The organism is Colwellia psychrerythraea, from assembly GCF_000764185.1.
GTDB classification, from domain to species: Bacteria; Pseudomonadota; Gammaproteobacteria; order Enterobacterales; family Alteromonadaceae; genus Colwellia; species Colwellia psychrerythraea_B.
This window is the reverse complement of record NZ_JQEC01000002.1, coordinates 299,447-322,900: the sequence shown is the minus strand read 5'-3', so window position 1 is coordinate 322,900 and position 23,454 is coordinate 299,447. Positions and strand designations below refer to the sequence as shown.

The window sequence follows — 23,454 nt, the reverse complement described above, 5'->3', positions numbered from 1 at the left end:
ACTACATGTAGTTATCAGTAAATATTTTATGAATTCACATGGGGTGCTTACTTATAATAATTGTAAGTGCTTGTGTTTAAACTGATAATGTTCATGGTGTTACTCAGTGCGAATGAGTATGACTGTACGTAGAACAACTGCAAGGTGTACACTCACAGGGATTTTATGACGGTCTTTCTTTAGTCCATTTATTTTGTGGTGCGCTTGTTATACGTGCGTATTACAACTAAAATTTTAGGGAAGTGCATATTGCCTTCTTAATTTAAAGGTAATTATTATGAAATATATAAAAAAACGTATGCCATTTTAAAGGTATTCGTTCGTAAACTTAGAATAGACACTAAACAACTTCAGACCCAAGAAAACATAAATCTTTTAATGGGAATCATGGGATGGAGGAAGCTCAAAAACTAAATACCTTATCGAGATGATTTTAGGAATGGCTGTTATACAACGACTAACTAAATCGTTATGGACAAACTTTAAGGGAAATATTTCTTCTTACGGACAAACTTTATGGTCACTGCATAAATGTATTGATGCAATTAAAAGGAAGACAATGTTTTGTATGAAAATAGGTAACATTCTAATAAGTATATAAAAATAGTCTTCGGTCTGAGTTGCTTTATTATGTATCACCTTGTTAAATGACTAGTTAATTAATTAATTAATTAATTAATTAACTAAATAAAGCCCTAAATATTAATTTATTCAGGGCTTTTTTCGTTATTATTTCATGTGTATTTATAACGAATGTTTAATGCATTTCTACCGCTATTTCTATCCATGCTTCGGCGGTACCAATTTCACCACCTATGCCCATGGTGGTAACAGTAAATCCGTTCCATTCATCGGTATAGCTTTTGCCTATTACTAAATGAGCATCTGTCCAATCATCGGCCCAATAGTCATCCTCTGCAAGTGAGTTAGGTGTCATATCCAACAGGTAGGACGTTGTATTCCAATAGTCTGTTTTATTATGATCGTCTGGCCAATAACCTTCAATATTCAGTAAGAAACCTTCTTTGTTTAAATAGTCTCCCTTAGTGCGGTATTCTAACCAGTAAGTATACTCACCATTGCCTGACTGAATTCTAAGGCCTAAGTTTTCACCAATTTCACCTTGGTCAAAGGCATAAATACGATATGTTCCCGAAGTGGTAATTAACGGCACGTTCGCTTTAATATCCCAAGCGGTAAAAGCATTCTTGTAGATAAGGTTCATGGCGCCAGAAGTCCATGCTTGAGTGCCCATTAAGCCAAAGACATTACCGTATTCAAATTCGCCTCGTTCCGTTTCATAATCACCTTGACCAAAAACAGTATCTCCACCATCAATACCTTGTGCATGATGAAAACCCATAGCATGACCCATCTCATGGGCAATTATTCCAGAGTTATATTCATTTAATTCTAAGTGACCTGGGCCACCAAGAGAATTACGATTATCAATAGCAGGCGCCGTGACTGCCGCAATATTACCCTTACCAGGGTTGTAAACGTCTACTCCCAGCTCTAACAATTTTGCATGCCATAACTCTTCCCAAGCATCATGATCATTATCATATACGGACTTATTTTCATCGATATAAATAATCGTTGGATGCAAGGTAAAGGTTACATCAAATTTACCGTAAGATTCACCATTAAAGTACTCTGTAACTTCATCGAAGGTTTGTTTCAGCTCACTCTCCGTTTTATCAAAAGGGGTATCTTTAAACTCAAAACGGTAGAAAAGAACATTGGCATAATCCTCCTCCCAGCGATTCTCAGGAACAGGTTCATCGCTATATGAGGCTTGTAAAGATACATCGGCAAACTCAGAAAATGGTTTTGCCCAAATATAATAAGTACCTTCTTTGGCTGATAAGTCACACGTTTCATTATTTCCGGGTTTGTAAGGGCGACAGTCATAACTCTCTTCGGTAGGAATACTGCCAAACTTAACATATAAATCGACATCACCTTGGCTGCTGGATGTTGGTGATATAGCTATTTGTACACTTGTGGCATCGCCAGGAACTTCAAATGTTTTATAAACATCACCGCCTGAAATTATTTGAGCTATACCATTTTTAAGTTTACTAAGGTCTGCGTTTGTCTCACCTATAGTTACGGTGTAATCTTCAATTTCACCGTAGGTAAAACCATCAGCATTTGCTGTACCATCACCATTCATGGCAATTCGCATTCGCGCAGTACCTTCACTAATATTGGCAAGGTTTAACGTGCCCTCTACCACAGCATCACGATTGCCACTGCCTGTAAACACTTCTTCATTACTATCAAAATTACCACTGTTATCACTATCAATCCAAATGGCCCAGTTGGTACCCCAGCTGGTGGTTGGGATCAGGGAAATACTGTCGCCATCACTAATGTTAAAGGTTTTGTTATTGGTAAAGTCAGCATAACCATCGTTATTGCCAGAAGTATGACTGTTATTACCAATTTCAACGGCGAAAATGTGTTCGTCATTTCCGCCACGAGGTGTTTCACTCAGGGCATAATCTCCACCAGAGCCGCCGCCATTATCGCTAGCATCGATGTTGATACTAAAGTCTTGGCTGTCACCGTAATAGTCATAGCCGCAAGAATTATCGCTTACATCACCAGCATGTAATAAAACACGAAGTTCTCCATTATTGATGGTTGCATTGCCAGGGATATTTAATGTTGCAGAAACGGATGTGTTACTAGCGCTGCTTGAAGTAAATACCTGTTCATTACTGTCTGAAAAGTCACCATCTGCATTTAAGTCGATCCATATACTCCAATAATCTTTATAGGCGGTATCATAATATCCGGGAGTGAGTGTTAATACATCGCCGTTTTTTATGATGTCACCATTGGATAATGAAGTACCATTTAAATGAATACTTTGTATATGTTCTTCACTGTTATTGGGATTTATTGAACAAGCAGCCAAGGCGGTTTGCATTTGAAAAACCGAAAGACATGTGGCGACGGCCAATGTTACCTTGTTTATTGTTAATTTTTTACGTTTAACCTGTGGTTTTTTGCTCTCTGTTATAGGCATAGTTGTTTCCTCCATTTTGTAATTATTTATTATTTTTTTAGTTATTAGGAAGTGAGTACATACAATAGGTAGTAGGTAATCACGGAGGTATTTATACTTTAGATGGGGGAATAACCAAACTATGAACGTGTAATTTTTAATCATTTCTTATCACGTAGTATCATGTCGTTACTCGTTTTAATACGGGTATTTATTGAGGTCAGTTCTTAATATTTAATATGCAACATTCACCAAAGCGCCTATTACATTAATAATGTTAACAAAATGTTACTTAAATCTATGGCGCTCATAAATCACAACTTATAATATAAAATAATGTCACTGATTTTCTATATTTCATGACCCTTTCAACCTCTATCTAAAGCGGTAGCGTTTTACTATTATTCGTTTTTTAAGATGAATGATTTAGGACGTTATAATGAATTTTGCTAAAAAGATCACACCAATATTACTTACTTGCAGTACGTTGATAATTTCGCCAATACAGGCGGAAGTTACAAAGTTTGTTGTCTGGGGAGATACTCCCTATAACCACTCTGTTGATGTGGACGATGTTGATAATTTAATTGATGCCATGGATACCTTAAATATCGAATTTTCAATACATGTAGGAGATATTAAATCGGGCTCATCTTCTCCTTGTAATGATTCTACATTAACGGTTGCCTACGACTTATTTCAACAAAGTCACCACCCTGTTATCTATACACCAGGGGATAATGAGTGGACTGACTGTTCACGGTCAGGATTTGATCCTTTAGAGCGACTAGATTTTATTCGAGGGCTGTATTTTGAAAGCCCGAAACAAAGTCTTGGACAAAATACCATCCCACTCGCGACACAAGCTGATGAAAGAGGGATGACACGTTATATTGAAAATGCTCGTTGGACAGAGAATAATTTTGTTTTTGCAACTGTGCATATGCCAGGCAGTAATAATGCAAAATCCATTGATGGGGGCGAGTTTCGTAGCCGAAACTACGCGAATAGAAAATGGCTAAGCGAAACATTTGCTCAAGCTAAAGCAAATAACAATGTGGGTGTTGTTTTGAGTATGCAGGCAAATATGTGGCCAAACCGTGGTAGTAGTGATGGATTTACTGAATTTAAAGCATTATTCGAACAAGAAGTAAAAGATTTTGCTAAACCAGTGCTCTTGGTACATGGTGATACTCATTACTGCCGTTTTAATGCCCCAGGAAGTAAGAGTAATCCTTTACCAAGCTTAAGTAATTTATGGCGTGTTGAAGTATTCAAACAGCCAATAGATGGTGTAATCATTTCGTTAGACCCTGAGTCTTCAAGGCCATTTAGTGCTGACTCTGTACTGGGGAATGATTGCCAAGGCATTTAACAACCCTAGACCTTAATTTATCTAACTATTAAGGCTTAATACTGGCTAAACCTCTTCATCGATAATCTCCATAAGAGGTTTACGCCTTTTGTTTAAAGTTAAGGGAAAATGTCTGGTCTTGCGTAATGACCAGCAAAGAAATAAGAAGTCACCCCTCTTAAAAAATAATCACCTCTTGGGCTATTACGGACAGGCTGTTATAGGCAAGTTTTAATTAACAAATCACTAGAGATTATTTTTAAATAATCTAGTTAACTCTTTAATATCATTTAATAAATCATTAACTAGTAACGAGTTAATTAATGATGCAGGCGTTGTTCCTCCCAATTCAGTATGCATAATAATAGAGAGAGAGCTTGAAGAAGTCGACAGCGATGTTAGACGGTAAGTTATTGTTGAACTGGCTCTAACGTATTTTGTTGCTTTATAAATATCGCTTAAAGGACTCAATTCAAGTGTCGCCAAACCTTTTTGTATTTCTACTTTTCTAACTGAGTGAAATACAAAATCTCTTTCAGACAAAGGCCAGGGCATAGTTAAAACTGAGTAGTAAATTTTTTCATCATCTGATATATGTTTAAGTAATTTCACACTCAGGCATTTCTTTATCCACGTCCAACATTTTTCATCATCGCTAAATTTAGCTAGTAGATGAACAAATGGCGTATTGAGTCTGACTTTTGCTTTAATTTCTAGATATTTAGAGTTGGCAATTTTTCGGGTATATATGTTTATGCTCTTTTCTGAGTGACGTAATTTCCACGTAGACTCTGAAGATGAATAACATGGATTAATCACTGAAATTAAAATAAAAAAGGTAATAAACCAGCTTGTGAATTTAAGTAATTTCATCTGATAATGAGTAACACTACTATGCTTGATGCTCATTTTTAATTTCGGATTTTCTGATTTCTTCTAGTCGGGCATATAAATGCTCGGTAAAAAAACCATGCATTAAAAATCGTTGTCCTAAATTCCATGGGCCAACTAAATATTGAGGGTATTTATTATAAGCGTATTCAGTTAAACAGGGTTCGCCGATAATTTTTCCAATGCGTATTGCGATAGACTGATCTAAATTAAAACCATTAATAGCATCTCGGTATTCATCTTTTTTTAGTAACAAGCAAAATAAGCACATAAACAAAGCATGTGATGTTTCAAAATCTAAGATTTGAGTACATTTTTTATCGATGGAAAACTCACTCATATCGATTGGTTGCCAGCTATCCCATTTTTTAATTGTTTGTAGCGGTTGGCTATTTAAATCCTGACAACTCCCCAACTTGATAAAACAATCAAACAGTTCTTGGTCGTGATTAACAAAGGTACTTTTTAACATATCATTTATTGTTTTAGGATATAAATTTACTCGGTGTTGATGACCGGAGTTTTCAGATAAAAAGTTAAGAATGTTAGATTCAGTGGCAAAATGTCTCAATATTAAAAGATTTGCTTCAGGCGATACAAAGATTTTACAGAACCAACAAATTGTTTTTTGTAAAAAGTCATGAGCGCTGAATTGTGGGAAGGGTAATCGTTTAATAAACCAAACGATATGAAGTAGAACAGAGAAAAAAAGCTGTAAAATAGGCCTAAGTACCCATCTAAATCCATTGTCTAAATCTTGCAACCATAGTTTCACTGCTGCACTTTCAATGGGGAGGGAATCATCTTGACTAATGGCTTGTAGATATGAGCTATGTTTAGACATTATCTATCTCTTCTAGTTGTAGCTGGTATAGTTTTGCAACCACTTTAGCTGTTCTAATAATGCCATCTATATTTTTTTGGCAAGTCGCAACGCGGTCAATTAATTTGTACAATTCAAGTAGGTGGTTTTCATCATTTTCACCGTGATAATCCATGAACGATGTTATTTCAGTGTCAAAACTGAATTGTTCATTTATGTACTTTGACCACTTACATGCCATTTTATTGCCAAGGCCCTCAATTATCCACATAGCGCCTATTAAATCGATAGGATTAGGCTGGCTTGCTCGATACATTAAAAAACCATGTAATGCTTCAGAGCCTGTATTTTTTTTGAAGGCTGTTATTGTTTCTTGTTTGCCGCCAGTAGCAATGTAATCTGCTTCAAGCATTAAGTAATCTTTATGTTCTTCATGAGCATGGTGAATAACAATTGATCTGACGTCTGAATAATCACGATCAAAACTAGATGCACATCTACTTATCCAGCGAGAGCCTTCAATAACTTGTTGTCTTAAATTCAACAACAGCTGCTGGTAATCTTCGATGCTTAAGCGACCTTGTTCTAACCTTTTCACAATGGGCACTTTAGTGATTGATAAATCAAAATCTAGCCATGTTTTTAATAATGCTTGTAAACAGTTTTGCCCCAATTTTGTTAATACCATTTGTTCCATGAAAGCTACTCCATCACTGTTAAGTGCATATACGCACAATTAAATCGGCCACTTTCAGGTACCATACAAAATATTGTTTCACCGGCTTTTAATTTCTTAGTTTTAATAAATTCATCCAACATAATGAATATTGAAGCGCAGCCTGTATTGCCTCTTTCATATAAGTTTGTATACCACTTGCTTTCAGGAATACTCGCACCTGCAGTTTCAAGCATGTCGAAAATTTTACTTTTAAAATATTTAGACGAAAAATGACATAAAACATGATCAATTTTATTAATCTCTACTTTTCCTTGAGTGATTAATTTCAAGAAACCTTGAACGCCAATTGAAACGATATTTTCTAATAACCGAACATCTTGGCGAAGCATTAATGCACCTGCTTTTTCTGCTTCACTATACGTTTCGTAATCTTGCCAAGATTTATGTTCATTATCTTTTGCTATACCAACGGACATACAAACAGGGTAAACATCAGCGTGTGAAAAACTTTTTATCCAATCTATTCTGATGCTGGTACCTGTTGGTCTTATTTGATTTTCAAGTAATAATGCCCCTGCGCCATCTGATAACATCCAGCGTAGAAACTCAGCATTGAAGTCTACAGCTTTATTAGTTACTTGCTCGTAACGGCTCCTTTTAAATAATCGAGAAGTTAATTCACTTGCGATTACCAAAGCGTTATCGGCTTCATCACATTTAATATTGGTATAAGCTGCTTTTAACGCCATCATACTGCTTGAGCAAATGCCATGGCTGGTATGTAATTCAACTTCAGATAAATTAAGTTCTGCCTGAACCATACTACCAAACCCTGGGAGAACGAGATCTCCTTGGCTTGTCGCGCAACTTAACATTTGTATTTTAGATGCTGCAATAAAGCTACTTTCTATGCAGCTTTTACCCGCAAGGGCAGCCATTTCACCATTCGATATATTTGTTTGTTGTTTATCATTAATCGCGTAATGGCGTTTGGTAATACCATTTGAGTTTAATATTTTATTTTTTAATCTACTTTTTTTACCGTTAATTAGACCAAGAACATTTTCAATTTCTTCATTGTCGATGGCTTTTCCCGGTAGGTATCGCCCTGTACTATTGATATAAACAGCCACTTAAATTCCTTTTTTATAAAATACTTTCAGACATCTTAAATTTTCTTCTATATATGGAAATACGCAAAGAATACACATAAACGCTATATAAATTGGTAAATAGCTACTGGAACCATGCGGCACTTCGATTAAAGCTAACGACATATTATCAGCCCAATTGAATGTTATTAATAACAAGAACTGATCCCAGTTAATCATAAAAATAGAGATCAACATGTAAAAAGGTAATGAGCCTAAATAGGTATGTGCATGCATCTCCCAAATTGAAATCACACGTCTTGGCGCTGCATAGCGAACGTCACAGTGCGCAACAATTTCATGACAAACCCAGGTGAATATGCAGATGAGTAATATAAGTACATTTACTTTAAACAGTAAACATAAAAGAATGGGCAGCCCCATTTGAATGCCCATTAAAGAATGCATTAGTGATTCTTTAATGCCTGAGGTTATTTCAATTTTCGTTGCTCGATGGCAGCACCAATCAACAAAGCCGGCGATTCCCCAAAGAGGTAAAAAGACGTAAAGCATTGCGCTTACGAGAAGGGTAGAAGTATCCATTTCCATTTAAACCATTATTTTTAATTGGATAAATGGTACTAAATTCCTTAATAAACATACAGGTATTTATAAGTTTCAGAAATAGAGGTGTTTATTTTTATTAATTATAGGTGTATTGGTTAAGCTATTTCATTGCTGTTAAAGCAATAGTTTGTATTGATCAAAGTGACGATATATAGCATAGAATAACAGGTACTTACGCTGTTCAAATCTGTAGTTATCCATCACTCAAAACTTAAACTCAAGTCTGTATTCTATTCTAATAAGGTTATTTCAATCACAGATGACTAGCATTTATCTTTAACTTCAACAAAATCACTAAAGCATTGAATAATAAAATTAAATTTAAACCACCTAATACCTAATAATTGTATTGTTATATATTGTATACAGTATGTAGTATTTATAGTATATTTCCTTAGGTGGTTTTTTGATCGATTTAATAACGTTGTCTTTACAACTTGTTAACTGTCGGTATAAAAATCATAAAATACTAAAAATAAATAAAATAATAAATAGTGTGATTAGTAATGGTGTTGTGTTTATTCATCAGCCGTTATTTAGTTACCCCCAAACTATGTTTTTTAAAACATGTACAGGAGAATTCCATGTCCTTGCAATATAAAGCCCATTCGTTAATGGCCTTAATGTTAACAGCGTCAAGTACGGCCGCATTAGCTGGTCAATTACCAACGTCAACAATCAATAATAATATCTCGGCAAACTCTCAACTTAGCGAAAGCCAAGTGTGTGGTACCGATAAAAACAAACAAGACTGGCAAGCTATACAACAAGAAAATCAACTACAATCACAGTTGAAATTAAAAAAATCACTCACTAGCTCAATGCTTAAGATGTCATCACAGCCGCAAGCACAAGCGTTAGCCGTGAATGGTAATGGCGTAGATGGTCGTTATTATATCCCTGTAGTTGTGCATGTTTATGGCGATCAATATAACTGTACTGATGCAAGCGCTTATTGTTTAACAGAAAGTAAAATTATTGATGGGCTTAATAAAACCAATGAAGATTTTTTAGGCACCAATACTCAAGATGGCCCTATCGCAGCAGAATTCGCCGCACTTAGAGATAACTTAAATATTGAGTTTGTTTTAGCGAAAAAAGATCCTCAAGGGAATGTAACTAACGGTATTGTGCGTTATCCAGCTAAAGCTGGTTACGGTGATGGAGCCAAGTTCGACGCTGAAATTGCTGCGGATTCTTGGGACAACTTTAAGTACATGAATATATATCTCATGAATGATTTATATAATGACGGTACAACCAGTAGCTCTGGTGTGGCTTGGTATCCACAAATGAGTATGTCAGAAGCCGGCTTATCTCGTGTGGTTTATAATGGTAACTTTCTTGGTACAAATACTGGCGAAAACTTCCGCTCAGTATTAACCCATGAATTTGGCCATTGGTTGAATCTACCTCATACCTTTGATGGTGATGTGTGTTCTGTACATCAAGAAGCTTTTTGTGAGTTAACCGGTGATAATAACTGTGATACGCCACAAATGAGTAGTAGCATTTTACAGAATAATGCACCGAATTGTGTAGGTGAAAGTACTAACACTGAAAACTTTATGCATTACTCTGATAACTATGCCATGTATACCCAAGGCCAAGTTAGCAGAATGACAGCGGCATTACACGGTGGTGCTCGTTCAACGTTATGGAGTAACAGCAACCTGATTGCGGTTGGTCTAGATCAGTATACTAGTAATACTCCACACAATTGGGATGGCACTGGTTTAGATGTGGCGCCTACAGGCGTTTTACTTAACGAATTTACTAATCTTTCGGCGTTAAAGGGTGATACAACAACGTTTGAAGTGAATTTACCTCAAGGCACCGAAGCTGCTGCTATTTATTTGAAGGGTTATAATCAAGATCCTGATATGTACGTAAGTAAAGGCGTGGCACCTTCAAAAAATGGTGATACTTGGATAGCTGATTATATTTCATTTAAATCTGCAGGTACGCCAGAGTTAGTTGCTATATCCTCGCCATCATCAACTCAGCCATATTTTGTTACAGTAGATGCATTTACTGATTATTCTAATGCGACATTGGAAATATTATCGGTTGATGATCCAAGTTTATGTATTGGTTGTGAGCGAGTTTTCTTAGCAGAAGAAACCAATTTATCAGCAATCAAGGGTGATGCATTTAAAAGTTATCAATTTGAAGTACCAGCTGATGCTAACCGTGTAGTCGCAGTGATAGCAGGTGGCTATCAAGGCGATCCAGATATGTACGTCAGTGTGAATTCTGTACCTACAACGGCTGTTGCAGATTGTAAGCCTTTTAGTGCACCACGTTTAAGTGAGTATTGTGACTTAGGTGCTGGCGGCGGTACTGTTAATGTTCTTATTGACCCGTTTTTAGATTACAGTGGTGCAACGTTTAGATTGTACTATGAGCGTAATATCGATACTTCAACTGGTTTACCTACAGCAGAAGCTAACGGTGCTTACAACGGCGTTATAAACGAAGTAATTAGCTTTAGTAGTGCTGGTTCAGTTGATGCAAATGGCAGTATTATTGCGTATAGCTGGGACTTCGGTGATGGTGGTACAAGTACTCAAGCAAACCCGAGCTACGCTTATGCTAGCAATGGTACTTACAGTGCAACATTAACCGTAACTGACAATGATAATAATCAATCATCAGATTCAAGTATTGTTAATATTAGTGCAACTAATGAAGCACCGATAGCGCAAATGAACGGACCATTTGATGAGTTTGTTAATACCAGTATTGCCTTTTCAAGTGCTGGCTCTATCGATAATGACGGGTCAATAACAAGTTATTATTGGAGCTTTGGTGACGGTAGTACTAGTACTTTAGCTAACCCTAATCATACCTATCAAACGGCGAGTACATACCCGGTTGAATTAACCGTAACTGATAACGATAATGCCTCAAGTACAGTTTCAACAACGGCAGTTATTAAGTCGGTTCTTGTTGATTATTGTGCAGTAACGGGGAATACCGGTTATGAATGGATTTCGGGCGTTACGGCTGGCGGAGTGTCGAATAACAGCGCTAAAGAAGGTTATGCTGATTTTACCAGCATTAATATGCCATTAACTGTAGGTAATAATGCTGTTAGCTTAACGGCTGGTGGTAATTATTCAGAACATTGGGCTATTTGGCTTGATACGAATAACAGCGGTACTTTTGAAGCATCAGAAAAACTACTTAGTGGTTTGTCTGGCAAAGGCACTGTAGTTGGTGATTTAGCTATTGATAATGCATTAGTTGGTCTAACAACTCGTATGCGTGTAGTGATGAAATATGGCAGTGCACCGACTAGCGCTTGTGGTTCTATTGGCGATGGTGAAGCTGAAGATTACATGGTGACTATTGTTGATAGTGGCAATGTGGCACCCGTTGCTCAAGCAAATGGCGCATATGTTACCCAAATTGGTAATGCAATAACTTTTGACAGCTTAGGCTCTAAAGATACTGATGGTAATATTGTTAGTTACTTTTGGGAATTTGGTAACGGTGCACAAAGCACTGATGCGAATCCAGTATATGCATACCCAGCAGTGGGCAACTATACTGCTTCATTAACGGTAACTGATAACGACGGTGCAGCTCATACTGATACAGCAAGTGTGACTATTGAAGCAAATGTTCCAAGTATCGAAAATGCTTGTTTAACTAAAGCCGCCATTACTGGTGGTAGTTTAACTGCAGGACAGGCTGAATGTTTAGGTACTAGTAGCGCTGTTTGGCTTAGTTTAGGTGATGTTTCAGCTCATCAAACTGTGTCTATTACTACAGGTCATGGTCAAGGAAATGTAGACATTATTTATAAAAATGGTGGCTGGCCAAGTGATAGCAGTTTTGACGGTCAATCATTAGGTAATGGCTCTACCACAACTTGTATGTCTTTAGCTGCAGGAAACAACTATTGGTCATACTTAAAAGTGACTGGTGGCGCTAGTGATGCAACTATTTTAGTAGAGTTTGATAGCGCAAGTTGTCAGTAGACTCATAGCATTAAGCACTAAAGTATAAAGAAAAATAGCAAAGGGCAGGGTAAATTTAAATAATTTATCCTGCCCTTTTTCTTTGCCTAATTTTTGTCTTAGTTATTTATTCAAACAGTAAAGTAAAGCTGCCTTCAATAGACTCTTGATGACCGTCGGTTGAAGACAAAGAAAAATCAAAATCGGATTTTATATTTTTATTATCATTGTAAAAATCAAAATTTATAGTACCAGAATCGCTCTCAGGCAAGTTACTAATTTCTGGTAAGACATTGCTGTATATTTTAGCAAAGTTGTCAGTCATGAAGCCTGTAGTTAAAAATGCAAATAAATTTGTTGGGTGCTTATCTAATAGAAACTGTAGTTCAAATGGATTGCCCTGATATTCTGTAAACAAACGCAGAATCGAAGCTTTGGCCGTTTCCGAAAGAATGTCGTTAGAATCATATGATTTGACTTCAGAGGTAACCACAATTCCGCATACTTGAGTTGTGTTAGCAAGATTTTCGTAAGATGAAAAATTAATGTTTAGCTCACCATTTGATACTGACCTGTTATCACTTTTCTTAGTGTAAGCGCTTGTCATTACGACTTTATCGCCACACATGCGTTCCAATCTAAATTCGTTATCATTTTGGCTAATATTTAATGAGCTGCTGGTCTCACACTGAACATCCGCTGCAAATTCATTGATATTAATATCGTAGGTATCCGTTAGACCACACTCTGACAGAGTAATCGTCTCGGTGGAAACATTTATGGCTTCAATGTATGTAAGGTTCAATCGTCGGGTTTCAACAGTTATGGTATTACCATTACTGTTGATTGTACTGGTAAAGCTTACTTGTTCGTTAAACCAGGTGCTGCTTGAAGTAAGTCCGTCAAAATTTAAGCTATCAACCTTAGGCAAACCTGATTGTGGCATATTGCCGTTGTTCTCGTTAAGGGATTCAATATTGGCCACTATTACAGATGTTCTCTGGTCAGAAAAACCAATGACTTTGCTTGAATCATCAAGTTCTACCTGAATGCTAATTGTACTTAATTGATCTACATTAGGTGCAGTAAAGTTAATACTGTCAGTACCTTGACCAGTAAAAGTAATGCCCTGGCTTACTTGCCAGTTAAACTTTAGCTGATCGACCCCTTCGCCAACTAAATTTAAAGTTAAACGAACTGTCTCTCCTTCATTAACCGAGATGAAGGTTGGCAGAGCTTGATAAGTAATCTTTGGTATCTCCAAAGGGGCTTCGTCAGTTGACCCGCCACCACAGGCAGACAATAAGGTTAAAAATGTAGTTAATATTATAAAGTGCCAAGCGCTGGCTCCCTGTAAATTCATGAAAATTCCTAAGTTATATTGATATGAATGCTGTAAAGCGGGGCATTATAGTTATTTAATTTAGCTAGTTCAATTTAATAAAAAAAGCTTAGGGAATAATAAGCTGCACCTTTATTGTCAAATCAAAAGTCTTCTACTGATGATGAATGAGCCATAGTCAATTGAAAAACTTACTCTGATCTTAATTTTTACATTAGCCATATCAGCTGTTGTGATGACATGGCAGCGAAAAAGAAAGTCTAGTTAAAAAAGTATGATGCTCCTTGATGATATTTTATTTAACTGTATGCTAAAGCCTAGTGGTCGGACCTTTTGTTTCGGTAATTTATTATAGAGAGTAAGGTTAAGCAATGAAGCAACAGTCGTTATATATTCAAGGTGAAGATTACCGGTTACACCTTCGTCATATTTCCAAAAGTTCAGCTGGCACGCCTGTATTAATGATTCATGGAGTTATGGAAAATGGCCATATTTTTTATACTAAAAAAGGTAAAGGCTTAGCCTGCTACTTAGCTGAACAGGGCTTTGATGTATATGTTGCTGATCTTCGTGGCCGCGGGCAAAGTACACCAATAATAAGTGCTAATTCTGACTTTGGTCAATTTGAAGCTATTACCCAAGATATTCCAATGTTTCTAGATTACATAACCAAACATACCAATAAAGCCATGCATGTTGTTTCTCATTCATGGGGAGGTGTATTAATGGCGAGTTGTTTAGCGCGTTATCCGGAGCGTTTATCACAAGTGTTAACTAAAACCTGTTTTGGTACAAAAAGATCGGTAACTGTAAAAAGTCTAGAAAAGTTTCTCAAAGTGAATATGTTTTGGAACAACGTTGCGATAAAGTTAGCCAATAAAAAAGGCTTTTTAGACGCAAAAAAGTATGGGGTAGGCGCCGATAATGAAACAAAAAAATCTCTGAAACAAAGTGTTGCTTGGGTTAAGAAGGGGGCTTGGATAGATCCTCATGATGGCTTTGATTACAGTAAAGCGGCTGAAAATATTTTGTGGCCACCGTCTTGGCACTTTACTGGAGTAAAAGATAAAGTTTTAGGGCATGAGCAAGATGTAAAAGCTTTTATTGCCGAGTCATATAATCATCAAGCCAAGTTTAATTTACTTTCAAAGAAAAATGGTAATGCCATAGATTACGATCATATTAATATTTTGACTCATCCACAGGCAGTTACCGATCATTTTCCGCTGCTGGCTGAGTGGCTAAAAACGCATTAATCTTTGACAATGATGAAGGTTAAATTCATCTAGTCTTATTTTTATCAGCAAACCATTGTTCTAAATATTCAATGCACAGTAATAATTTTTCTGGCACAAAATGTCGCACTGGGTATAAAGCATAAAGAGTTAATAATGGCTTGTTAGCCTCGGCTAATACTTCAACTACTTCACCACTATTAATAGCTTGCTGGCAAACAAAGTCAGGGATAAAAGCAAGTCCTAATCCTTGCTTAATTGACTCCATCATAAACATAGTATTATTAACACGTAAGTTGCCTTTTACAGTAATGCCATCTTCAATTGGCCAAACATTTTTCCCTTGAAAGTAGCTATAGATGAAACAATTATGGTCTTTAAGGTCTTGAGGCTGGGTAATGGTTGCATGCTGGGCTAGGTAGCTTGGTGATGCACACACTTTATAAGTAAAATGGGTTAGTGGTCTGCCAACATAATTTGAGTCTATCGGTTTACTTGAGGCACGAAAACCTAAATCAAAACCTTGCTCTACCAAATCAACACTTTCATCACCTAAATGAATATCGAGCTCAATTTCAGGGTTGGCCTGCATAAAGTCAGCAAACAAATGTGACAGGTCGGTAATGCCTAGTGCCATGGGCGCGTTGATTTTAAGTTTACCACGCAGGTTTTGTTGTAAATCTTGAACAAAACTATCGGCGTCATCTAGTTTTTCCAGTATTTCTCGTGCTCGCTGTAAATAGCCCTCACCGACATGAGTTAGTTGTACGTTGCGGGTCGAGCGATGCAATAATCGTGCACCCAAATCAGTTTCCAGTCGGCCTATCTCTTTGCTAACCATAGATTTTGATGAATTCACCTGCTCAGCTACTCGAGTAAAACTGCCTAAATCGGCTAAGCGCACAAATAACTTAATTGCTCGTAGTTTATCCACTTGTTTGTCCTCTTAATGACATTGTTATAGCACAGTTTTATCTGTGTTTTATGAAATTACATTGAAGTTATTGTTCTCAATTTGAGGACAGTATATGCACATTGTTGGTATATATGAAAACAAAAACTGAGAGTAAACTTCTTTCATCGCATTGAGGCAGACATTGGCATCGAATGTGTGAACTAACCAATTAAACAAACTTCATCTTTTAGGAGAATACCGTGTATAAACTTTATTATTCACCAGGCGCTTGTTCTGCAGCCACTCAAATTGTTTTGCGTGAATTGGCTCAAGAAGTAAATATTATTGATGTACACCAACTTGATGACTTCAAAACAATCAACCCAGTTGGCGCGGTGCCCACATTGGTTGACGGTGATAATACCTTCGTAGAAGGTGCGGCGATTATGTTGCATTTGCTTAACAAACATAAAAGTCCATTGTTTCCTGAAAATGAAAATTCTCGCCAACAGGCAATTGAAAACATTATGTTTGCAAATGCCACTATGCACCCTGCCTACGGGAGATTATTTTTCTTAACACAACATATTAGTGATGAAAAAGTGCAGCAAGAAATTTTAAATACTGCCGCCGAAAGTATTAATCAGTTATGGCAGGTTATAGAAAATAAATTAGCTGACAAAAGCTTCCTAGGTGGGGATAGTCCCTCAGCAGCAGACATTATGCTGACTGTTTATTCTCGTTGGGGGAGATATTTTTCGGTAGATATTATCATAGGTGAAAAAACGTCTAAAATGCTCAATGCCGTGCAAGCCATGCCGAGCTATATCAAAACAGTACAAGCCGAACAGACAGCTTCAGTTAAATAAAGCGGAGTAAAATATGGAAAATTTTCAAAGAGAACTTAACCATGATAGTAACGACTTTGCGGATATTACCGCCATCTTAAACGGTTATTTTGATGGTCTGCATCATGGCGATGTGGCTAAACTAGAATCACTATTTCACGAGGATGCCTGGTTAAAGGCACCAGGTAGCCGACGTTCATTAAGCCAGTGGTTAACCGATGTTGCCAGTCGGCCTATACCGGCACAACTGAACAAGCCATTCGACTTTAAAATATTAGCCATTGATCTCGTTCAAGACCAAGCAATGGCGAAAATTCACTGTCCTTTGTTTGATTTTAACTATATCGACTTTCTCGGACTGCTTAAAGAGCAGGGGCAGTGGCGCATAGTCAGTAAAATGTATACCAACATTAAGGCTCAATCATAATGACAGCATTCCCGCATAACAAATTAAAATGGTGCACGACATTGTTTGTTCTGGGTGCCCCGTTGGTTATAACAAGAATTAGAGCAGAAAGTTGCCCGCTATAAGACATTTAACATTAATAGTATTCCAGCATTTATTTTAAATGGAACAATCTAGTTTATGGTTCAAATTAGGTGCAGTATTTCGAAGCAATCTTGTCAGATTACTTAGATGAATGAATCACAACTCACTGTTAAGTCATTAATGAGAAACACACAAAGGAAAAATCATGCCGTATATTAATGTAAAAATTACCGACGAAGGTGTAAGCAAAGAACAAAAACAAGCCATTATCAAAGGCTGTACTCAGCTAATGGTTGATGTGTTAGATAAAAATCCAGCCACAACATTTGTCGTTATTGATGAAGTGAATACCGACAACTGGGGCATTGGCTTTGACCAAGTTACCGAGTTGCGTAACCAAGCATTAAATTCCGGAACGAAATAATTATGCTGAACTAATCAAAGATGAGATTACTAACAGTGTAGGTTTTAAGGTACTGGCTGCTCACTGAATTATCATCCTGTTAGCTCCAATTTTAAGTACATATTTTAATATGTAGAGAAAGCGCAATACTAATACCTTGACATAATAGTCCATGGACTATAGTTTTGTGTCAAGTTTTAACAAATGCTGCCCAGAGGTTGACATGCATACAAATATAGCGATTTCATTTTTAAAAACTGCCCAATGGCTAAATAGCGAAGTGTCTCGTCAGTTAGAGCCCTTAGATTTAACGGCACAACAATTAAAGGTGCTATCTATTGTAGCGTTATCTGAAAATAAACAAGCGACAGTAAATGAAATCAAAGCCCAAATGTTTGACCCAATGTCTAATGTTTCTCGGTTATTAAACAAACTGATGGGTAAGCAGTTGATCATCAAGGTAAGAAACCAAGAAGACCAACGTTTAGTGCACATTAAGATTACCAAGTTGGGGATTGAATCAATGTGTGCGGGGAAAAAATTAATGGATCAAGGGCTGTCCGCTGTGGGTAAGTTACAGGATGATGAGCTTGAACTATTAGCTAAATTGATTAGCAAGATCAGGTCATAAATATTTATCCATATATAGTCCATGGATTCTAACTTCATGGTTTGTTTTTCTGAGTGTTTCGAAAGGAGTAAATAATGAAAATAGCCATATTAGGTGCTGGTATTGGCGGGCTAAGTTCGGCCATTGCTCTAAAGTTAGCCGGCTTCGACGTGGAGGTTTATGAAAGGCACTCAACAGTATTAGGTATTGGTGCAGGGATTGTTTGTTGGCCTAACGCTTCGTTTGTTTTAGAGCAGTTTGGTGTGTTAACTGCGGTAATGCAAGTTTCTGGCAGATTGAATAATATGAATCGCTTCAACCAAGATGGGCAGCAGCTTGGTTCGCTTGATATTAATAAACTTAATGAGTTGATGGGGTATGTTAGCTATTCAATTATTCGTAAAGATCTAATGCAGATACTCACGCAGCGTCTGCTTGAATTGCATATCAACATTCATTATCAGCATAAGGTTATTGCTTTATCAGACAGTGATACCGGTCGAGTAACTGTTAGTTTTGATAATGGAAAAAGTATTCAGCCTGATATTGTTATTGGCGCAGACGGACGTATGAATTCAATTACACGCAACTATGTTAATGCTGATAACCTACCAGTTTATCAAGGTTTTATTAATTGGATTGGTGTTTTTGAAAGTAGTGATAAAATATTTAACGATATTTCAGTTGCCGATTACTGGGGGGTAGGAGAGCGTTTTGGCATAGTACCCGTTTCAAGTCATAAAGCCTATTGGGCTGGAGGTATTGTCGAAGAAAAGATTGGTGACAGAAATTCAACAAACTATAAAGACGAATTAACTGCCATTTTCAATCATTGGCCAACTCCTATTGCCAACATTATTAATAACACGCCAATTTCTTCTATTAATAAACTCTATATTCATGATCATAATCCCATTAAAAATTGGCATAAAAATAATGCATTATTAATTGGTGATGCGGCACACGCAGCATTACCAACTTCTGGGCAGGGAGCTTGTCAGGCACTGGAAGATGCTTGGCACTTAGCTAATAGCTTAAAAGCACATGCAGAGAATATTTCACTGGCATTTGACCATTTCACTCAACTAAGACTGGATAAAACTACTGGCATAACCATGGGAGGACGACAGTTAGCGGCTGCTATTTTTAATAGAGATGCTGAATTTTGTCAGCAAAGAAACTTAGACGCTAAAGCTAACAATTATCAAAATTTAGTTATGGGAATGGCAAAAATCTGGGGCAGTGGTTTGCTCTAAGTAATAACAAATGGATCACTTAATTAGTCCGATTTTTATAACACAGTTTTAACATATCTATATTCAATATTATTACATTTTTATGGTGGATAGCCATTTCATTCGAGCCATGATAAAGTTTTTGTATTATCAAAATTTACGTTTTGATTGCAAATAATGAAAGCTAAAACTTGTTTCACACCAATCAAGCAGTAGGAAATTCATGTTTAATTTTATAAATGGTTCTATTATGCGTCAGTTAGTTGCTGGCATCTCAGGCGCAGTTGCGCTTTTACTTATCATCACTTCATTCTTCGTTCTTTCTAATGTCAGTGACAACACCCGAACACAAATCACCAGATCAATTGAAGATATCGTGAAATTGCAATCGGCAGAAGTACGTGGTTTTTTTGAAGCGAAAGGGCAAATAGTGCACAGTGTTTTTGCTAGCCCACAAGTTATCGACTGGTTTTCTAGCTATAGCAAAAGGCTTTCGGATATTGATAACGATAAACAGTATCAACAAGTGACCGAATATTTTAATTTTTTCTCAAGCAAAGATTCCGCCATTAAAAGCGTGTTTTTTGGTAGTGAAAATACCCATGAATATTTTGACTTAAATGGTCGTTATACTGATGCAGATTATTACACTAATCAGCGCCCTTGGTGGACAACAGGTCTAAATCAGGGACAAATGTATGTGACTGACCCTGCTGTTGATAATAATGATGGTTCTATTTCAGCGACAGTAACAGGTCCTTATTACCTACCTAACGGCAAACTACTTGGTATTGGTGGCATTGATATTTTGATCTCTACCATAGGTAAGGATCTGCTTTCTAAAATTAAATACCAAGGTGAAGGTGAAGCATTTTTAATGACAGATACCGGTAAGTTGGTATTTTTTCCTGGTTTTAATGCTAGCTTTTCGCCGGGTGATTTAATGCAAGATATAGATGCTAAGTTTTCTGATGCATCTGGTTTTACTCAGCTACAGAGTCTGGCGTTAACGAGTGCTTCAGGTATCGGCAGTGTTGAATGGCAAGGTGAACAATTTAAAGTCGTCTTTAATCAGGTAAGCAGTGATTTACCTAAAATGAATTGGAAGTTAGGCTTTATGGTGCCAGAAAAACTTATTTCTGAGCCCGTTACTCAAGCGTTTTGGTCATCAAGCTTTATTGTTTTTATCATTATCGGTTTAATAGCCTTAGTGGTTTATGTGATGATTTTACCACTGACCAAACGTATTACCCGGTTACAACAAACCATGCATGATATCGCAGAAGGTGATGGTGATTTGACTAAGCGTATTGAGCCGCTTAAAAATGATGAAATTGGCCAATTAGTAAAAGAATTCAATACTTTTATCGATAAAATTCAGGGCTTAGTGAAAGAAACCGTAGTGATCACGGCAGAAGTGGAGCAATCAACCAATATTGCCTCAACTATCAGTAGGCAAACTATCGACATTATTGAGCAGCAAAAGCAGGAAATTGATATGGTTGCTACTTCGGCTAATGAATTAGCGCAAAACAGTAGTGAAATTTCTTATAATGCTAACCTATCACAAGAGCTGGCCACTAATGCCGAGACTCAAGTTGCTCAAGGTGCATCTGTGGTTAATCAAGCTACTACGGGTATCACTCAGCTTGCTGAAAATGTTAGTGCAGCAGCAATTGTTGTTAATAAACTCAAGGAAGATAGCCAGAGTATTGGTGAAGTTTTGAATGTGATTCGCGGCATTGCTGAGCAAACTAATTTATTAGCATTAAACGCGGCGATTGAAGCGGCACGAGCTGGTGAGCAAGGGCGAGGTTTTGCTGTTGTAGCTGACGAGGTAAGAACATTAGCCTCGCGTACACAAGAATCAACAGCGAGTATCGAAAAAATCATTGATAAACTGCAAACCACAGCATCAAAAGCAGTAACCGTGATGGAAAGTAGCCGAACAGAAGCTCAGTCTAGTGTAGAACTTACTGAACAAGTGCAAGGGGTGTTAACTGAAATCACCAGTGTTATTACTAATATTCAGCACCAAACCCAAGAAATTGCACAATCGGTTACCCAGCAATCAACTGTTGCTGAAGAGGTCTCAAAAAATATCGAAAATGTCAGAGCTTTGACTGAAGATACTGTGCAAGGGGCAGCAGAAATGAGTGATGGCTTGCAAGGTCTGCAAACTTACTCTGAAAATCTGACCACTGTAGTTAATCAATTCAAAGTGTAATCACTTAAATTTTATTGAGTTATTTTAACTGAAATAAAAAAGCGTGTAGAGCTTACTCTGCACGCTTTTTCTTTGTTATTAGTTTAGTTTTATCTATTCTCACAAGTAATACCAAACGGTTAACGCCGCTATAATTAGCGCGTTTGAATAATCTATCTTAAAAAGTATAAAGTTAATTAGTGTCTGGCGAAAGTACAGTCTGCACTGGCAGTGACAATGCTTTCGCTACTAATTGCTTATCTTTTTCAACAGCTTAAACCCTTCACTGCTTCTATCTTGCTGATCACAAACACTCAATAAATCATCAATAAAATGATTTAGTGCTCTTTGTTCAATGGTCTGCACTTTTTCTTGCTGTGCCGGCGTTAACATTTGATAGCTAGTGGCAGCGCCAAAATCGCCAAAAATGATATTGCCTTGGGCATCAAATAAGGTGTTATGGGCGTATAAGTCACCGTGACAGACTCGACTATTATGCATGTGGCTAAATACATCTTGCATTTGATGAACTATTTTAGAGATAAGAGAGATTGGTAAGGTAAAACCTTGTGGGAAAGTATCGCGGGTACAGCTTTTAAAACAAGGCGGCAGACCAAGGTTTTTGTAAGTTTCAGGGATCAAATTCATGATCAGCGCCAGGTACTTACCTCCGGGGTTTAACTCTTCTTTCACTTGCGCTAAAGATTGGACTAAATTTGGGTGGTTACCTACTTGTAAACAGGCTTGTAACTCATCTTCTGGATAACCATCACTGGTCACTTCTCCTTTGAATACTTTTACTGCTATGTTATCTGGAAATTGTGACTGTTCAGCTCTAGTTTTACTGTGCCAATGCGCTTTATAAATAACACCAGAGGCGCCTTGGCCAAGGACATTTTCTAAGGTGTAATCTGTAGAAGATAGTTCAGGTACAGACTTGACCTTGTTTTCAGTATCCACTTTCACTTTAGAAAAGGGGTTGCCAGCAAAGGCCAGCCAAGCTAATTTTGGCAAGTTTAATAGCTGCTCAGGACACTCTGTTAAGTTATTTGCTGAAATCCGTATCAATTCCAAGTTATGTGCTCGAGCTAATGTGTGCGGTAATTCGCTTAATTGGTTACCCGCTAGGGCTAGCTTTTGTAGCCTAGGTCGTTCACCTAATGAGTCTGGCAAAGTTTCAATTTGATTATCCGTTAAAATTAACCAACGTAATCGTATTGGAAGTGACTGTTCAGCAACTTTTTTTATTTGGTTTGATTTAAAGCCAACCATTTCTAACTTAGGCATTTTCCCTAAGACTTCAGGCAATTGTGCAAAGTTATTTTGTGACGCAAAAATTATCTTAAGTTTACTCAGCTGCGCTAATTCTTCAGGTAATGAAGATAAAGCATTATGAGATAAATCTAGTACTTCTAGCGTGTCAGCTAAAGTTAAAATTTCTAGTGGAAATTCAGTTAAATTTTCAGATAGTTTTAACTGACTAATACCGCGAAGTTCGCCAGATTGAAGCTGAGCTAGAGTATGCAAATTTAATTGTCCGTTGATGTGATGAAAAACGGCGTTAGTGTACTTAAATTACTCGAGGATTTCAGTCTATAAATGCGCTTTCTTCTATTATTCTCTTACCCTTGATAGTTAAGTACTGGCAGGTAATTTCTGTAGTTACTTCTTTACAACGGATTTATATAGGCATATGAATCTTTTTATTATCCGTTTAAACTGATTCTTATTGCCCCCT

Annotated in this window: 18 protein-coding genes; 9 read left to right on the top strand and 9 right to left on the bottom strand. The window is 37.1% G+C overall.

Annotation, left to right across the window (positions count from 1 at the left end; genetic code table 11):
• Positions 1 to 757 precede the first annotated feature (757 nt).
• Positions 758 to 3,040 (bottom strand): GEVED domain-containing protein, encoded by a 2,283-nt coding sequence (locus GAB14E_RS23830; protein WP_052093395.1) that lies wholly within the window; start codon positions 3,038 to 3,040, stop codon positions 758 to 760.
• Positions 3,041 to 3,458: 418 nt separating this feature from the next.
• Here GAB14E_RS23830 and GAB14E_RS0122425 point away from each other — a divergent pair, with 418 nt between their 5' ends.
• Complete coding sequence (locus GAB14E_RS0122425; RefSeq protein WP_052093394.1) at positions 3,459 to 4,394, top strand: hypothetical protein; 936 nt, start codon at positions 3,459 to 3,461, stop codon at positions 4,392 to 4,394.
• A gap of 225 nt (positions 4,395 to 4,619) precedes the next feature.
• Here the strand turns inward: GAB14E_RS0122425 and GAB14E_RS24385 are convergent, their stop codons facing one another.
• Genes GAB14E_RS24385 through GAB14E_RS20965 form a run of 5 tightly spaced genes read right to left on the bottom strand, consistent with a single transcriptional unit; the run spans position 4,620 to position 8,460 of the window.
• On the bottom strand, positions 4,620 to 5,282 hold the full coding sequence (locus tag GAB14E_RS24385; protein ID WP_081967666.1) for an START domain-containing protein: 663 nt from the start codon (positions 5,280 to 5,282) through the stop codon (positions 4,620 to 4,622).
• Positions 5,266 to 6,108: a DUF6999 family protein gene (locus GAB14E_RS20950; protein WP_033080411.1), complete on the bottom strand. Its 843-nt coding sequence runs from the start codon at positions 6,106 to 6,108 to the stop codon at positions 5,266 to 5,268. Before GAB14E_RS20950 ends, GAB14E_RS24385 begins: the two co-directional genes overlap by 17 nt.
• Positions 6,101 to 6,784, bottom strand: a complete 684-nt coding sequence (locus tag GAB14E_RS20955) for a hypothetical protein (RefSeq protein WP_033080410.1) — start codon at positions 6,782 to 6,784, stop codon at positions 6,101 to 6,103. Before GAB14E_RS20955 ends, GAB14E_RS20950 begins: the two co-directional genes overlap by 8 nt.
• A 5-nt stretch (positions 6,785 to 6,789) precedes the next feature.
• A complete protein-coding gene (locus tag GAB14E_RS20960) occupies positions 6,790 to 7,899 on the bottom strand; it encodes a beta-ketoacyl-ACP synthase III (RefSeq protein ID WP_033080409.1) in 1,110 nt (369 codons plus the stop codon).
• On the bottom strand, positions 7,900 to 8,460 hold the full coding sequence (locus tag GAB14E_RS20965) for a hypothetical protein (RefSeq protein ID WP_033080573.1): 561 nt from the start codon (positions 8,458 to 8,460) through the stop codon (positions 7,900 to 7,902).
• Between the two features lie 608 nt (positions 8,461 to 9,068).
• Between GAB14E_RS20965 and GAB14E_RS20970 the strand changes: the two genes are divergently transcribed.
• Positions 9,069 to 12,473 (top strand): PKD domain-containing protein, encoded by a 3,405-nt coding sequence (locus GAB14E_RS20970; protein ID WP_033080408.1) that lies wholly within the window; start codon positions 9,069 to 9,071, stop codon positions 12,471 to 12,473.
• Between the two features lie 106 nt (positions 12,474 to 12,579).
• On the opposite strand, the gene GAB14E_RS20975 is transcribed toward GAB14E_RS20970, so the two are convergent.
• Positions 12,580 to 13,815 carry a hypothetical protein gene (locus GAB14E_RS20975; RefSeq protein ID WP_033080407.1) on the bottom strand — a complete coding sequence of 412 codons (1,236 nt, stop codon included), beginning with the start codon at positions 13,813 to 13,815 and terminating at the stop codon, positions 12,580 to 12,582.
• 350 nt (positions 13,816 to 14,165) lie between these two features.
• On the opposite strand from GAB14E_RS20975, the gene GAB14E_RS20980 reads away from it, so the two are divergent.
• Positions 14,166 to 15,050, top strand: a complete 885-nt coding sequence (locus GAB14E_RS20980; RefSeq protein WP_033080406.1) for an alpha/beta fold hydrolase — start codon at positions 14,166 to 14,168, stop codon at positions 15,048 to 15,050.
• Between the two features lie 25 nt (positions 15,051 to 15,075).
• On the opposite strand, the gene GAB14E_RS20985 is transcribed toward GAB14E_RS20980, so the two are convergent.
• A complete protein-coding gene (locus GAB14E_RS20985) occupies positions 15,076 to 15,963 on the bottom strand; it encodes a LysR family transcriptional regulator (RefSeq protein ID WP_033080405.1) in 888 nt (295 codons plus the stop codon).
• A gap of 221 nt (positions 15,964 to 16,184) precedes the next feature.
• On the opposite strand from GAB14E_RS20985, the gene GAB14E_RS20990 reads away from it, so the two are divergent.
• From GAB14E_RS20990 to GAB14E_RS21015, 6 genes are all read left to right on the top strand, one after another.
• Positions 16,185 to 16,793 (top strand): glutathione S-transferase family protein, encoded by a 609-nt coding sequence (locus GAB14E_RS20990; protein ID WP_033080404.1) that lies wholly within the window; start codon positions 16,185 to 16,187, stop codon positions 16,791 to 16,793.
• 13 nt (positions 16,794 to 16,806) lie between these two features.
• Positions 16,807 to 17,199: a nuclear transport factor 2 family protein gene (locus tag GAB14E_RS20995; RefSeq protein WP_033080403.1), complete on the top strand. Its 393-nt coding sequence runs from the start codon at positions 16,807 to 16,809 to the stop codon at positions 17,197 to 17,199.
• Between the two features lie 268 nt (positions 17,200 to 17,467).
• Positions 17,468 to 17,686 carry a tautomerase family protein gene (locus tag GAB14E_RS21000; protein ID WP_033080402.1) on the top strand — a complete coding sequence of 73 codons (219 nt, stop codon included), beginning with the start codon at positions 17,468 to 17,470 and terminating at the stop codon, positions 17,684 to 17,686.
• Between the two features lie 202 nt (positions 17,687 to 17,888).
• The gene (locus tag GAB14E_RS21005; protein WP_197061136.1) at positions 17,889 to 18,296 is read left to right on the top strand and encodes a MarR family winged helix-turn-helix transcriptional regulator; all 408 of its coding nucleotides are present in this window, start codon (positions 17,889 to 17,891) and stop codon (positions 18,294 to 18,296) included.
• A 74-nt stretch (positions 18,297 to 18,370) separates the two neighbouring features.
• A complete protein-coding gene (locus GAB14E_RS21010; protein WP_033080401.1) occupies positions 18,371 to 19,531 on the top strand; it encodes an FAD-dependent monooxygenase in 1,161 nt (386 codons plus the stop codon).
• A 202-nt stretch (positions 19,532 to 19,733) separates the two neighbouring features.
• A complete protein-coding gene (locus GAB14E_RS21015) occupies positions 19,734 to 21,737 on the top strand; it encodes a methyl-accepting chemotaxis protein (RefSeq protein ID WP_033080400.1) in 2,004 nt (667 codons plus the stop codon).
• A gap of 228 nt (positions 21,738 to 21,965) precedes the next feature.
• On the opposite strand, the gene GAB14E_RS21020 is transcribed toward GAB14E_RS21015, so the two are convergent.
• A complete protein-coding gene (locus GAB14E_RS21020; protein WP_033080399.1) occupies positions 21,966 to 23,243 on the bottom strand; it encodes a leucine-rich repeat-containing protein kinase family protein in 1,278 nt (425 codons plus the stop codon).
• Between the last annotated feature and the right edge of the window lie 211 nt (positions 23,244 to 23,454).